Origin of the sequence: Pseudoroseicyclus aestuarii (assembly GCF_003217255.1) — a bacterium.
GTDB lineage: Bacteria > Pseudomonadota > Alphaproteobacteria > Rhodobacterales > Rhodobacteraceae > Pseudoroseicyclus > Pseudoroseicyclus aestuarii.
Genome location: NZ_QJTE01000001.1, coordinates 605270 through 619563, shown reverse-complemented (window position 1 = coordinate 619563; position 14294 = coordinate 605270). Strand labels below are relative to the sequence as shown.

Here is a 14294-nt window from a genome sequence, read left to right as displayed (position 1 = left end):
TATCAGTCGAACAGGGCCTCACCCTGCTCGTCGATCACCTGCCGGGCCTTGGCCAGCGAAATGCTGGCCGCTTCGTCGGCGCTGCCGGTGGTATCCGCGCGGATCAGGTAATGGGACCGCAGGGTGCCGCCGACCGTCTTCTCGATCCGGGCGGCGACGCGGTGCTGGCCGCCGTCCTTGATCGGCTCGGGCCGGATCGAGAATCCCTTGTAATCCTCTGCCTTTGCAGGCTCGGGCGCGGGCTCGGCGGTGCCTCCGCCGAAGAGCTTGGACCAGAGGCTCATTGGTCGAGGAAGCTGCGCAGTTTGCGCGAGCGGCTGGGATGCTTGAGCTTGCGCAGCGCCTTCGCCTCGATCTGGCGGATGCGCTCACGCGTGACGCTGAACTGCTGGCCCACCTCTTCGAGGGTGTGGTCGGTGTTCATGCCGATGCCGAAGCGCATGCGCAGCACGCGCTCCTCGCGCGGCGTCAGCGAGGAGAGGACCCGCGTCGTCGTCTCCTTCAGGTTCTCCTGAATGGCCGAATCCAGCGGCAGGATCGCGTTCTTGTCCTCGATGAAATCGCCAAGCTGGCTGTCCTCCTCGTCGCCGATCGGCGTTTCGAGGGAAATCGGCTCCTTGGCGATCTTCATCACCTTGCGGACCTTCTCGAGCGGCATCTGCAGCTTCTCGGCCAGCTCTTCCGGCGTCGGCTCGCGGCCGATCTCGTGCAGCATCTGCCGGCCGGTGCGGACCAGCTTGTTGATCGTCTCGATCATGTGGACCGGGATGCGGATCGTCCGCGCCTGATCGGCGATGGAGCGGGTGATCGCCTGGCGAATCCACCAGGTGGCGTAGGTCGAGAACTTGTAGCCGCGGCGATACTCGAACTTGTCGACGGCCTTCATCAGGCCGATGTTGCCTTCCTGAATGAGATCAAGGAATTGCAGCCCGCGGTTCGTGTATTTCTTGGCGATGGAGATCACCAGGCGCAGGTTCGCCTCGACCATCTCCTTCTTGGCGGCCCGCGCCTCCTTCTCGCCCTTCTGGACCTGCTGCACGATGCGGCGGAATTCGCCGATATCGACACCGACGTATTGCCCGACCTGCGCCATCTCGGCGCGCAGATCCTCGACCTTGTCGGTCGACCGCTCGAACAGCGCCTGCCAGCCGCGGCCCGGCTTCTGCCCCATCCGCTCCACCCAGGAGGGGTCGAGCTCGGCACCGCGATAGGCTTCGATGAACTCGCGGCGGTTGATGCGGGCCTGGTCGGCCAGCTTCACCATGTTGCTGTCGATCGACATGATCCGGCGGTTGATGCCGTAGAGCTGGTCGATCAGCGCCTCGATGCGGTTGTTGTGCAGGTGCAGCGAATTGACCATCTCGACGATCTGGCTGCGCAGCTGCTGGTAGCCCTGCTCCTCCGCCTTCGAGAAGCTCGAATCCTCGTTCAGCGTCGCGCTCATGCGCGCGTCCTGCATCTCGCTCAGGCGGGCGGAGTTCTCGGCGATGGTGTCGAGCGTCTCGAGGACCCGCGGCTTGAGCGCGGCCTCCATCGCGGCAAGCGACATGTTCGCCTGCTCGTCATCATCCTCGTCGTCGTCGCCGCTGATCGGATTGCCATCGGCGTCGAGCTCCTGGCCCGAGCCGCCCTCCTGCCGCCGCTCGCCGCTGTCCTGCGACGGGCTTTCGACCACGGGGGCATCGGCCTCCTCTTCGCCCATCTGGGTGCCGAAGGTCGTCTCGAGGTCGATGACGTCGCGCAGCAGAATGTCCTCGGACAACAGCTCGTCGCGCCAGATCGTGATGGCTTGGAAGGTCAGCGGGCTCTCGCAGAGCCCGGCGATCATCGTGTTGCGCCCGGCCTCGATCCGCTTGGCGATGGCGATCTCGCCCTCGCGGCTCAGCAGCTCGACCGAGCCCATCTCGCGCAGGTACATGCGCACCGGATCGTCGGTGCGGTCCAGCTTCTCGGTATCGCCGGCCGAGACGGCGACGTCGCGGGTGCCGCCAGTCGTCGCGACCTCGCGGCTGCCGGTATCCTCGGCTTCTTCGCCTTCCTCGGCCTCGGTGATCTGGATGCCCATCTCCGAGAGCATCGACATCACGTCCTCGATCTGGTCCGAGCTGACCTGATCGGGGGGAAGGACGGCGTTCAGCTGGTCGTAGGTGATGTAGCCGCGCTCACGCCCCTCGGCGATCATCTTCTTGACCGCGGCCTGGCTCATATCCAGCGAGATATCGCCGTCCTGGGCCTCGTCCTTCGTGCGGTCGTCGCTGGCGTCTTTCGCGGCCATCAAGGGTCTCCTCGCGTTCCGTGATCCTGAAAGCCTGGAGCTCAGGCTTCGACCGACAAGTGATTCGGACCAGACGAATCAATCGTCCCCTGCCCCGATTCGCAACCGGCCTTGGTTAATTTCCTGATAACGCTGTCTTTGCGCCGCCAGGTTGTCCCGCCGCGGGCCTGCGGCTACCGCCGACCCGACGACTTGCTGTAGTCGATTCCCCCGAGAAGCGCACTCAGCTCTTCGCGCTCGTCCCGGCGAAGCAACGCACCGTTGGAGGCCGATTCGTATTCGGTCCGGTCCTCGGCATTGCCGCGCCAGGCCCGGTCGCGCGCCGCGGCCGCCTGTCCAAGGCGCCAGGTCAGCGCCTCGTCCAGCGGATGGCCCGCCGCGCCCAGGGCCGCGGCCGCCTCCTCAATCTCGCGCGGCACCCCGCGCTGGACCGCGAGCTTGGCCAGCTCCTCGAGGATGCATTGGCGCGCGATGTCCAGATCGCCCGCCCGCCGCACCGCCGGCATGATCGCCAGATGGTGCTGGCCCAGGAAGCTGTCAAGCACCTCGCCCCCCAGCTCTTGCCGCACCGATTGTCTCAAATCGTCACGACCGGCGTGATGCAGCACCGCGTCGCGGATCGCCCGATGCGCTGGCGTCCGGCATTCCATCCGCTCGAGCGCGGCCTCAACCTCGGGCAGGACCGCGGGCGTCGAGAGCACCGCGGCCAGCACCACGGCCTCGCGCAGCGCCTCTTCATCGGCATCGCCAGCGGCCGCCGCCAGCGCCTCGGCGCTGGCCTGCACCGGCAGGTCGCGGCCCCAGGCGGGCTTTCCGCCCTGCCCGCGCGGCCGCGCCGGCCCCTTGCGCCGACCGCCGCCGAAGCTGTCCCACATCAGCTGCCGGATCTCGCTCTCGGCATGGCGGCGCAGACCGGGATCGCGGATCGCGCCGATGGCCTGCTTCAGCTCGTGCTCGAGGCCGGCCCGCCGCTCCGCGCTGTCGATCACCCGCCCCTCGGTCGCCCGGCGCCAGAGCATCCGCAGCATCGGCTGAGCGCCCTCCAGAACCGCACGCATGCCCTCTGCGCCCTGCGCCTTGATCAGGTCGTCCGGGTCCTGCCCGCCCGGCAGCACGGCGAACCGCAGCCCCTGCCCCGGCTCAATCAGGGGCAGCGCGAGGTCCACCAGCCGCCCGGCGGCCCGGACCCCGGCGGTATCGCCGTCCAGCGCCACGACGGGCTCGGGGCAAAGCCGCCAGATCAGCTGCAGCTGATCGGCGGTCACGGCGGTGCCCAGCGGCGCGACGGCGGCCTCAAAGCCCGCCTCGCTCAGCGCGATCACGTCCATGTAGCCCTCGGCCAGGATCAACGGCACCTCCCGCCCCAGCGCGGCCCGCGCAGGCCCCACGTTGTAAAGGCTCCGCCCCTTGTCGAAGAGCTCGGTCTGCGGCGAATTCAGGTACTTCGCGCTCTCGCCCGGATCCATTGCCCGCCCGCCGAAGGCGATGCAGCGCCCGCGCGCATCGCGGATCGGGAACATCAGCCGGTTGCGGAAGACGTCGTAGGGCTTGCCGCCCTTCGCGCTCTCCTTCGACAGGCCCGCCGCCTTGAGCATCTCCATCGGCACGCCGGCCTGCGTCAGGTGATCGGTCAGCGCGCGCCAGCCGTCGGGCGCAAGGCCCAGGCCAAAGCGCTCCTGCCCCGCCTCGGACAGGCCCCGCCCGGCCAGGTAGTCGCGCGCCGCCGCCCCGCCGCCGCCCTGCAGCCGCATGCGGTAGAAGCGCGCCGCCTGCTCCATCACCTCGGTCAGCTGCCCGCGCCGGTCCATCTTCGCCTTGGCCGCGGGATCGCGCGCGGGCATCGGCATACCGGCCTCGCGCGCCAGGCTCTCGACCGCCTCCATGAAGCCGAGGTTCTCGGTCTCCTGGACGAAGTTCAGCACATCGCCCTTCGCGTGGCAGCCAAAGCAGTAGTAGAAGCCCTTGCGATCATCGACATGGAAGCTCGCCGTCTTCTCCTGGTGAAAGGGGCACGGCGCCCAGAGATCGCCCTTGCCCTGGTTGGACTTGCGCGGATCCCAGGTCACCTTGCGCCCGGCCACGCGGCCAAGCGAGACGCGGTCTCGCAACTCGTCCAGGAATCCAGGGGGCAGCTTCATACCTGCCAATATCGGGTCGCCAGCCGCCCCTGTCCAGAAGCCGCGCCTTCATGTTTCCCGAAATACTCCGGGGGGTGCGGGGGGCTGGCCCCCCGCTTGCCCCGCCGGGGCTCAGTGCCCGGCCAGCCAGTCCCAGCGCGCCGCCGGCACGAGGCCGAGGTTGTAGAAGTTGATCCCCTCGACATGCGGGCGAGCCGCCGCCACCCGGGCGCGCAGATCCGCGGGTCCAGCGACCTGCGGCAGGCCCAGGCTCAGCCCCGCCCTCAGCCCCGCCGTCCCGATCTCTTGCCGCAGCTGCGCCAAAAGCGGGCCCAGCCGCTCGGCGGGCGTGTCGTAGGCGCAGAACACCAGCCCGTCGCAGGCCGCGGCCGCCGCCGCGCGGTCGACGCCGCCCGCCGCGCTGCCCTCGGCATCGATCAGGTAGACCGGCACCTCGCCCGCCGCTGCCTTGGCCTCGGCGATGAGCGACGTCACCGGCTCGCTCCGCCAGGCCAAAACAGGCGCCAGCTCGGGCAGCGCGGCAAGCTCGGCGAGGCTTGCAAATTGCGCCTCGGGCATCTCTCGCGCGAAAGAGGCTTCGAGAAGCCCCGTCACCCTCTCCTGCGCCGCCCGCAGGTCGACGCCCGCCTCGGAAGCGCGGGCATGGCAATGCTCGCAGAAGCACAGGCCCAGCAGGACAAGATCCTCCTCCAGCAGCCCCAGCCCGTCCTTCTCGTGGTGGTAGCCATGGGCGAAGCCGAGGAAGTCGGGACTCTCCAGCTCGATCCTGTCTGGGGCGTAGCGCTCGGCGATCTCGGCGACCATGCCGGTGACATAGGCGCGCGCCGCGGGACTCGAGGGGCAGAGCGCGTAGAAATTCGGATCGCCGAAGGCAGTGCGGGTCACGTGCTCCGGATGGGCCATGCCGGCGCGGGTATTGTGCAGGCAGACGCACCAGGCCGCGACCTCTGGCCCGCCGGCGTCCCGCCGCGCGATCAGGGCGCCCAGCTTGTCCCCCTCGGTCGCGACGATATCGGCCTCGACCGGCGCGATCTCGGCGCCGCGCCAGCGCGCGGGATCGACCTGCCAGTAAACCGTGCCGTCCTGCGGAAAGTAGCTGCGCCGGCGCGGGTTGCCCGGCTGCAGGAACCTCCCTGCGTGGTAGGAGGTGGCAAGGCTGACGCCGCGCCCGCCGGTACGGCGCGCGACCTCCTCCAGCCCGATGTCCTGCAGATCCCAGGCATAGCTCCAGACCGCGTCGCTCATGCCGCGTCCCGCCATGCGCCGCCCAGCACGGTGCCGCGGGCGACCAAGCGCGCGTCATGCGTGACGATCCGCCCCTCCACATCCTCGAGCGCGATCTCCCCCGGCTGCAGCGCGATCACGCTGGCATCGCCCGGCAGCCCCGCCGCCAACCGCCCGAGGTCGGGGCGCCGCAGCGCCTCGGCGGGCGCAAGGCTCGCCGCGGCGATCACATCGCCCAGCGGCAGCCCGAGGGCGAGGAACTTGGTCATGCAACGCAGAAGGTCGTAGGCCGGCCCCTCGATGCAGAAGGCATGCACGTCCGAAGAGATCGTGTCGGGCGCAAAGCCATTGGCCAGCATCGCCCGCGCCGTCTCCCAGGAAAAGCTGCCCTGCCCGTGGCCGATATCGAACAGGACGCCGCGCGCCCGCGCATCCAGCACCGCCTGCCGCACCCCGCCCCCGGCCACGGGGGCATTCGGGAAGGGGCGGAAGGCATGGGTCAGGATATCGCCGGGCCGCAGGAGCGAGACGACCGCCTCGTAGCTGGGCGGCGGCTCGTCGATATGCACCATGAGCGGCAGGCCGGTCTCCTCGGCGACCTGCAGGCCGATCTCCAGCGGCGCGATGCCGGTGGGGCCAGAGGCGTGGAAGCCGACCCGCACCTTGATCCCCGCGATATCGCCGGGATGCGCCCGCGCGACCTCTACCGCCTCGCGCGGCGCCATCAGGCGCGGATCGTGGCTTTCCCCGACCTGGCTGCGCACCCCGAAGCCGAAGATCCCGGCGAAGGAGACATGCAACAGCGCGAGGATGCGCGGGCTGGCGGGGCGGATCACGTGGTTCAGGAAGCCGGCGAAATTGCCGGGACCCGCGCTGCCGGTATCGACCATGGTCGTCACCGCGCTGCTGCGGGCGTAATCCTCGGGGTCCACCCCGAGAGAGGTGCCGCCCCAGTAGACATGCGTGTGCAGGTCGATCAGCCCGGGCGTGACGATGCAGCCCGTCACGTCCCGCGTCTCGCGCCCCTCGAGGCCCGTGCCGATCCCGGCGCAAAGCCCGCCGGAAAAGGCGACATCGGCCACGGCGTCGGTCCCGCTGGCCGGGTCGATCACCCGCCCGCCCCGCAACACCAGATCGTGCATCTCCGTCTCCTTCGTCGTTCCGACCTGTCCCGCGCGGCAGGGTGCCCCGCCCGCGGCGAGGCGCACCCTGCACGCAAAGTTCCGGATTGGCCATCGGGCGCGGCGAGATCGCCGGGGCGCTGGCGCCGGGCCGCCACCGGGGCTACGACAGGGGCACAGGATCAAGGAGAGACCCCATGCCCGCCAAGCTCTCGGTCAACCTCAATGCCGTGGCGATGCTGCGCAACCGGCGCGACCTGCCCTGGCCCAGCGTGGTGGACATGGGGCGGATCGCCCTGCAGGCCGGCGCGCATGGGCTGACGGTGCATCCGCGCCCCGACCAGCGGCACATCCGCTTCTCGGACCTCGCCGATCTGCGCGCCCTGATCGACGCGGAATTTCCCGGCGCCGAGTTCAACATCGAAGGCTACCCCAGCGAGGACTTCCTCGCCCTGCTGCCCGAGGCGCGGCCCGAGCAGGTGACCCTTGTGCCCGACGATCCGGACCAGCCGACCTCGGATCACGGCTGGGACTTCGCGGGTCAGGCCGATCTGCTGCGCCCGGTGGTGGCGCGGCTGAAGGCCGATGGGCGGCGCGTCTCGCTTTTTGCCGATCCCGAGGCCGGGCAGATTGCCGCCGCGGCCGCGACCGGCACCGACAGGGTGGAGTTCTACACCGGCCCCTACGGCGGCACCCACTCGGATCCCGATGCCGCGGGTCAGGAGCTGGAGCGGCTGCGCAGCGCCGGGGCCGCCGCACTGCAGGAGGGCCTCGGCGTCAACGCGGGGCACGATCTGACGGTCGCCAACCTGCCGCCCCTCGCCGCCGCGCTGCCGCAGCTGGCCGAGGTTTCCATCGGCCATGGGCTGACAGCCGATGCGCTCGAGCATGGCATGGCCGAGACGGTGCGCCGCTTCCGCCGCGCCTGCGGCGAGACGGTCTGAGGGCGCGGCACGCGTCAGCGTCCCGGGCCCGGGCGTGCGCCCTTAACGCCGGGGCCCCGTGCAGGCTACACTCGGGCGCGTGACGTCAATCGCAGGGGTCCCGCGCGTGAAATTTGCAATTCTGGCCGATATCCACGGCAATTCCTTCGCCCTTGATGCCGTTCTTCGGGACATGGCATCCTTGGGCGTCGAGCAGGCCGTGAACCTCGGCGATGTCTTCAGCGGCCCCATCGATGCGGCCGGAACAGCCGCCCTCCTCATGGCGCGAGACTTTGCCACGGTCCGCGGCAACCATGATCGCTACCTGATCGAACAGGATCCCAGCCGGATGGGCCCCTCGGACCGGGTCGCTTTTGAGAGCCTGTCGCGGGACCATCTTCAGTGGATCGCGGGCCTGCCCGAGACGCAGACCATCTTCGGCGATGTCTTCCTCTGCCATGCGACGCCAAACTCGGATTCGACCTACTGGCTGGAGCGGGTGGAGGAGACCGGTGCCGTCCGCTCCGCCAGCCTTGCCGAGATCACGGCGGAGGCGGAGGGGGGTCGAGGCGAGCCTGATCCTCTGCGCCCATACGCATATCCCGCGCTGCATTCGCCTGCCGGACGGGCGGACCATCGTAAACCCCGGCAGCATCGGCTGTCCTGCCTACGATGACGACAGCCCCCGTTACCACGTCATGCAGACGGGGACGCCGAATGCCTCCTACGCGCTTGCCGAACGGCGGAAAGAGGGCTGGAGCGTGACCTTCCGCTCCGTCCCCTATGATGCGCAGCGCGCCGCGGATTGCGCGGCGCGGTACCAGCGAGACGACTGGGCTCGGGCGCTGAAGACGGGCTGGTTCGAAGACAGCCCCGGCTAGGGCGCTTCGGCTGCCTTGACGCCGGACAGGCCCGGACAGGCAGGCGAGCCCCCGGCCCCCTGCCCGTCGTCGCGCCCCCAGCCTAGCTGGCCTCGGCCATCAGCGCGGCATTGCCGCCGGCGGCGGTGGTGTCGACGCAAAGATGCCGCTCGAAGACCGCGCGTTGCAGCAGATCCTCTTCGGCCAGCAGCGGCACCCTCGCGCCCAGCCGGGCGGCAAGCGCCTCGCGCGCCGGGCGCAGCGCTTCGGCATCCCCCTCCAGCGCGACGCCGCCGATGCCGATGAGGCCGGCCAGAAGCCCCGCCGGGACGATCCCGTCGAGAGAGCCTGCCTCTTCGCCAAGGCCGGGCGCCACGGCCACCGCGCTGCAGCCGATCGCGCGCAGCTGGCGCGCCTGCTCGGCCGCGCGCCCCACGCCGGGCCCGAGGCAGAGGATCGGGCCGCGCGCATGGGCGGCCAGGCGGTTAAGCTCTCCGGTCGGGCCGGGAAGCTCCTGCACCGACAGCGGCGCGGGTTCCGCGCGGCGCGCGGCCTTCTCGATCAGGCGCTGCAGGGCGCGGGCGCTGACCGGCTGCCCCTCGGCTGGGATCGGACGCTGCCGCGCCGGCCGGGTGAAGCGCGGCAGGTAGAGCGGCCCGCCGGCCTTGGGGCCGGTGCCCGACAGCCCTTCGCCGCCGAAGGGCTGGCTGCCGACGACAGCGCCGATCTGGTTGCGGTTGATATAGAGGTTGCCGACCTTCACCCGCGCCTCGGCCAGCCGGTGCCGCGCCGCGATTCGGCTGTGCAGCCCGAAGGTCAGCCCGTAGCCGGCGGCATTGACCGCATCCATCACCGCCTCTTCCTGCCCCGCCTTGTAGGTGGCGACATGCAGGACGGGGCCGAAGACCTCGCGCTCGAGTGCGCCGATGCCCGGCAGGCGGATCAGCGCGGGGCCGGTGAAATGCCCGGCATTGGGCGCGGAGACCTGCCAGATCAGCCGCCCCGCCGCGCGCTGCTGCGCGACATGCGCCTCGATCCCGCGGCGGGCGGCGGCGTCGATCACCGGGCCGACATCGGTCGAAAGCTCCCAGGGGTCGCCAAGCCGCAGCTCGTTCATCGCGCCCTTGAGCATCTCGATCAGCCCCTCGGCGACATCCTCCTGCACGTAGAGCATGCGCAGCGCCGAGCAGCGTTGCCCCGCGGACTGGAAGGCCGAGGCGACGATGTCGCGCACCGCCTGCTCGGGCAGCGCCGTGGCATCGACGATCATCGCGTTCAGCCCGCCGGTCTCGGCGATCAGCGGGGCGGCGGGATCGAGGTTGCCGGCCATGGCCCGGTCGATCGCCGCGCCCGTCGCGGTCGAGCCGGTGAAGCAGACGCCGTCCACGCGCGGATCGCCGGTCAGCGCGGCGCCGATGCGCCCGCCCTCGCCCGGCAGAAGCTGCAGCGCGGTCTGCGGCACGCCGGCCTCCTGCATCAGCCGCACGGCGAGATCGGCGATCAGCGGCGTCGCCTCGGCGGGCTTGGCGATCACGGCATTGCCGGCGGCCAGCGCGGCGGCGATCTGCCCGGTGAAGATCGCGAGCGGGAAGTTCCAGGGGCTGATGCAGGCGAAAAGACCGCGCGCGGGGCGATCCAGAAGCGGCGCGCGCGAGGCGTAGTAGCGCAGGAAATCCACCGCCTCGCGCAGCTCGGCCACCGCGTCGCGCGGCGTCTTGCCGGCCTCCCGCGCGAGAAGCGCGAAGATCTCGCCCCAGTTCTCCTCGAAGAGATCGGCGGTGCGGTTCAGCACCTCGGCCCGCTCGGCGACAGTAGCGCCCCAGGGACGCGCCGCATCCAGCGCGGCATGGGCCTCGGCCTCGGTCGCGAGCCGGATGGTGCCGACGCGGTCCTCGGGGCGGGCCGGGTTGCGCACCGCCTGCGGCTCGGGCGCCTCGGGGTCGGGATCCGCGGCCAGCCGCGGCGCGGCCTGCCACTGCGCCTCGGCGAAGGGGGCGCGGGCCTCCTCGAGGCGGGCCAGCACCTCGGGGGCGCTCAGGTCCCAGCCGGCGGAATTGGCCCGCTCGGGCTCGAAAAGATCGGCGGGCAGCGGCAGCGCGGCCTGCGGTTCTGCCAGCAGCGCCGCCACCGGATCGGCGGCCACAGAGGCGGCCGGCACAGCCGGATCGGCGATCTTGTGCACGAAGGAGCTGTTGGCCCCGTTCTCCAGCAGGCGCCGCACGAGGTAGGCGAGAAGGTCGCGATGCGCGCCGACGGGGGCATAGATGCGCAGACGCGTCCCCTCGGACTTGCGCACCGTCTCGTGCAGGGCCTGCCCCATGCCATGCAGGCGCTGGAACTCGAAGTCGCGCGGCCCGCCGGCCATCTCGAGCACGGCGGCGACGGAATGGGCGTTGTGGGTGGCGAACTGCGGGTAGATGCGATCCGTCAGATCGAGCAGCTTCTTCGCGCAGGCCAGCCATGCGACGTCGGTGGCCGCCTTGCGGGTGAAGACCGGGTAATCCTCCAGCCCCTCGACCTGGGCGCGCTTGATCTCGGTGTCCCAGTAGGCGCCCTTGACCAGCCGCACCATGATCCGCCGGTCATGCCGCGCCGCCAGCGCGTGCAGCCAGTCGATGACGCTGGGCGCGCGGCGCTGGTAGGCCTGCACCACCACGCCGAAGCCGTCCCAATCGGCAAGGCTGGGAGAGCGCAGGACCTGCTCGATCACGTCGAGGCTGATCTCCAGCCGGTCGGCCTCTTCGGCGTCGACGTTCAGCCCCATGTTCGCGGCCTTCGCCTCCTGCGCGAGGCGCAGCAGACGCGGCGCCAGCTCCGACAGGACGCGGCCGCGCTGCGCCTCTTCGTAGCGCGGGTGCAGGGCCGAAAGCTTGACCGAGATGCCGGGCCGCTCGCGGATGTCGCTGCCATGGGCATCCTGCGCGAGATAGGAGATCGCGCCCGAATAGGCCTCTAGGTAGCGGTGCGCGTCCTCGGCGGTCATCGCCGCCTCGCCCAGCATGTCGTAGGAATAGGTGACCCCCTCCTCGCGCCGGCGCTCGGCCTCGGCGATGTCGCGGCCCAGCACGAAGGTCTTGCCCATGATCTTCATCGCGCTGCGGGCCCCGATGCGCACGGCGGGCCGCGCGGCGGCGGCGATGCTGCCGCCCCGGCCCAGCATGTCCTGCGCCACGCCCAGGCCCCGCGTCGCGAGGTTCACCGCCGAGGACGAGGAGGCGCCGCGATGGGCGGCCCAGTCGCCGGGCAGGATCTTGTCGGCGATCAGCGCATCGGCGGTCGCGGCATCGGGCACCCGCAGCAGCGCCTCGGCCATGCCCATCAGCGCCAGCCCCTCGGTGCTGCCAAGGCCATACTCGGCAAGAAAGGCCTCCATCAGCGCGGGCTTGCCCTCGGCGCGGATCGTCTCGACCAGATCCGCGGCGCGGCGGGCGGCGCGGCTGCGCATCCTCTCGTCCATGGCATGGGCCGAGGTCAGCGCGGAGAGCACCTCTGCCTCGGGGCGGCGGTGATCGGCGCGGATCGCGTCGCGGAGGGCGGCGAGCCGTTGCTCGGAACTCAGGGGCATCATGGCGGTCTCCGCAGGCAGGGTGGTCTGAGCGTAGCATAGCACTGGACGCGCAGGGCGATCTGTCCGATGAAGGCGCTCGATGACGCTAATTCGGCCGTAATTCACGATGCATCCAGACGCTTCGACCACAAAACAGACCGATCCGCTACATCTTGACCGGATCGACCGCCGCATCCTGAACGAGCTGATGCGCGAGGGGCGGATCTCGGTCACCGATCTGGCCGAGCGCGTCGGCCTGTCGCGCACGCCCTGCCAGGCGCGGCTCGCGCGGCTGCAGGCGAGCGGTGCGATCCGCGGCTTTCGCGCGGTGGTCGATCCGGCGGTGCTGGGGCGCGACCACGTGACCTTCGTCGAGGTGCGGCTGACCGACACCAGCGTCGCCGCGCTGGAGGAGTTCAACGCCGCCGTGGCAGAGGCCCCCGAGATCGAGGAGTGCTACATGATCGCCGGCGGCTTCGACTACCTGCTGAAGGTGCGCTGCGCCGACATCCGCGACTACCGCGAAATCCTGGGCAAGGTCATCTCCGGCCTGCCGCATGTCGCCAGCACCTCGACCCATGTCTCGATGCAGGCGGTCAAGGAGATCGGCGGCGACGCGCGTCCATGAAAAAGGGCCGCGGACCGATGCCGGTCCGCAGCCCCTTCTCTTTCCAATCCCCCTTCGGGGCGCCGCTCAGACCTTCTGCAGGTCAGCAGGCAGCAGCGCCTCGGGGATGTTCTGGTAGCTGACCGGGCGCAGCCAGCGCCGGATCGCCATGGTCCCGACGCTGGTGGCGCCGAAGTTGGTCGAGGCCGGGTAAGGCCCGCCGTGCACCATGGCATCGGCGACCTCGACACCCGTCGGGAAGCCATTGGCCAGAACACGGCCCGCCTTGCGCGTCAGCACCGGCAGAAGCCGGGCGGCAAGGCCCTGATCCTCGTCATCCATCTGCAGCGTGGCGGTCAGCTGGCCGTGCAGCCCATGCGCCAGCTCCGTCATCTGCGCCTCGTCACGGACCCGGACGACGAGGCCGAGCGGGCCGAAGACCTCTTCGGCCAGATCCTCGTTCGCGGCCCAGGTGTCGCCGTCGGTCTGCAGCAGCCAGGGGGTGACATTGCGCCCCTCGGCGGCCTCGCCGAAGCGGTGGGTGGTGCCGTCCTTCATCTTGGCCGAGCCGCTGCGGAAGGCCTCGGCGATGCCGGAGGTCAGCATGGTCTGGGCCGGCGTCTCGTCCAGCGCGGCGGTCGCGCTCTCGATCATCTGGTCGGCGGCGGGGCCGTCCACGACGAAGGCGACGCCGGGGTTGGTGCAGAACTGGCCCGCGCCCATGGCGAGGCTACCGGCCCAGGCCTTGCCGATATCGGCGGCACGGGCGCCCATCGCGGCGGGCAGGCAGAACATCGGGTTGATGCTGCCCAGCTCGCCGAAGAAGGGGATCGGGTTCGGCCGCTTGGCGCACAGATCGAACAGCGCCCTGCCCCCGCGCAGGGAGCCGGTGAAGCCCACGGCGGCGATCAGCGGATGCTCGACCAGCGCGCGGCCGATCTCGGTCCCGCCGTCATGCACCATCGAGAAGGTGCCGCTGGGCATGTTGCAGGCCTTGACGGCCGCGCTCACCGCCTCGGCGACGAGAGAGGTCGTGCCGGGGTGGCCGGGGTGGCCCTTGTTCACCACCGGGCAGCCGGCGGCCAGCGCGCTGGCGGTGTCGCCCCCGGCGGTCGAGAAGGCGAGCGGGAAGTTCGAGGCGCCGAAGACGGCGACCGGCCCGATCGGCACCTGCATCAGCCGCAGGTCCGGGCGCGGCAGCGGCTTGCGATCCGGCAGCGCATCGTCGTGGCGGCGGTCGAGATAGGCGCCGTCGCGGATATGGCTGGCGAAAAGCCGAAGCTGGTTGCAGGTGCGCGGCAGCTCGACCGAGCGGATGCGCGGCTCGGGCAGGCCGCTTTCGGCCATCGCGACCTCGGTGATCGCGTCCACGCGGGCCTCGATCTCCTCGGCGATCTTCTCCAGCAGCACGGCCCGCTCTTCGCGGGTGGTGGCGGAAAAGGCCGGGAAGGCGTCCTCGGCCGCGCGGACGGCGCGGTCCACGAGGTCGGTCGTGCCCTTGGGATAAACCTGCGCCTCGCCTGTGGCGGGGTCGGAATGAAAGCTGTCGCCGCCGGTGACGGGATCTCCGGCGATCCAATGTGCGCCTTGCGTCATCTT

Annotated in this window: 11 protein-coding genes; 4 read left to right on the top strand and 7 right to left on the bottom strand. The window is 70.7% G+C overall.

Annotated features, from left to right (window positions below; all coding sequences use genetic code 11):
• Positions 1-2: 2 nt before the first annotated feature.
• The 5 genes from DFP88_RS02910 to DFP88_RS02890 form a co-directional block, all read right to left on the bottom strand.
• On the bottom strand, positions 3-284 hold the full coding sequence (locus DFP88_RS02910) for an HlyU family transcriptional regulator (RefSeq protein ID WP_110812924.1): 282 nt from the start codon (positions 282-284) through the stop codon (positions 3-5).
• Complete coding sequence (rpoD, locus tag DFP88_RS02905; RefSeq protein WP_110812923.1) at positions 281-2275, bottom strand: RNA polymerase sigma factor RpoD; 1995 nt, start codon at positions 2273-2275, stop codon at positions 281-283. Before rpoD ends, DFP88_RS02910 begins: the two co-directional genes overlap by 4 nt.
• A gap of 173 nt (positions 2276-2448) precedes the next feature.
• Positions 2449-4413, bottom strand: a complete 1965-nt coding sequence (dnaG, locus tag DFP88_RS02900) for a DNA primase (RefSeq protein WP_110812922.1) — start codon at positions 4411-4413, stop codon at positions 2449-2451.
• Between the two features lie 111 nt (positions 4414-4524).
• Positions 4525-5658: a hypothetical protein gene (locus tag DFP88_RS02895; RefSeq protein ID WP_110812921.1), complete on the bottom strand. Its 1134-nt coding sequence runs from the start codon at positions 5656-5658 to the stop codon at positions 4525-4527.
• A complete protein-coding gene (locus DFP88_RS02890; RefSeq protein ID WP_110812920.1) occupies positions 5655-6779 on the bottom strand; it encodes an amidohydrolase/deacetylase family metallohydrolase in 1125 nt (374 codons plus the stop codon). The genes DFP88_RS02895 and DFP88_RS02890 overlap by 4 nt, the downstream gene beginning before the upstream one ends.
• Before the next feature lie 176 nt (positions 6780-6955).
• Between DFP88_RS02890 and DFP88_RS02885 the strand changes: the two genes are divergently transcribed.
• From DFP88_RS02885 to DFP88_RS17290, 3 genes are all read left to right on the top strand, one after another.
• Complete coding sequence (locus DFP88_RS02885; protein ID WP_110812919.1) at positions 6956-7702, top strand: pyridoxine 5'-phosphate synthase; 747 nt, start codon at positions 6956-6958, stop codon at positions 7700-7702.
• Positions 7703-7808: 106 nt separating this feature from the next.
• The gene (locus tag DFP88_RS02880; RefSeq protein WP_245904651.1) at positions 7809-8357 is read left to right on the top strand and encodes a metallophosphoesterase family protein; all 549 of its coding nucleotides are present in this window, start codon (positions 7809-7811) and stop codon (positions 8355-8357) included.
• 22 nt (positions 8358-8379) lie between these two features.
• On the top strand, positions 8380-8562 hold the full coding sequence (locus DFP88_RS17290; protein WP_245904649.1) for a hypothetical protein: 183 nt from the start codon (positions 8380-8382) through the stop codon (positions 8560-8562).
• 82 nt (positions 8563-8644) lie between these two features.
• On the opposite strand, the gene putA is transcribed toward DFP88_RS17290, so the two are convergent.
• Positions 8645-12106 (bottom strand): bifunctional proline dehydrogenase/L-glutamate gamma-semialdehyde dehydrogenase PutA, encoded by a 3462-nt coding sequence (gene putA, locus DFP88_RS02875; protein WP_110813300.1) that lies wholly within the window; start codon positions 12104-12106, stop codon positions 8645-8647.
• A 109-nt stretch (positions 12107-12215) separates the two neighbouring features.
• On the opposite strand from putA, the gene DFP88_RS02870 reads away from it, so the two are divergent.
• On the top strand, positions 12216-12716 hold the full coding sequence (locus DFP88_RS02870; protein ID WP_110812918.1) for an Lrp/AsnC family transcriptional regulator: 501 nt from the start codon (positions 12216-12218) through the stop codon (positions 12714-12716).
• A 66-nt stretch (positions 12717-12782) separates the two neighbouring features.
• On the opposite strand, the gene DFP88_RS02865 is transcribed toward DFP88_RS02870, so the two are convergent.
• Entirely contained in the window at positions 12783-14291 is a 1509-nt protein-coding gene (locus DFP88_RS02865; protein ID WP_110812917.1) for an aldehyde dehydrogenase (NADP(+)), read from the bottom strand.
• Positions 14292-14294 lie beyond the last annotated feature (3 nt).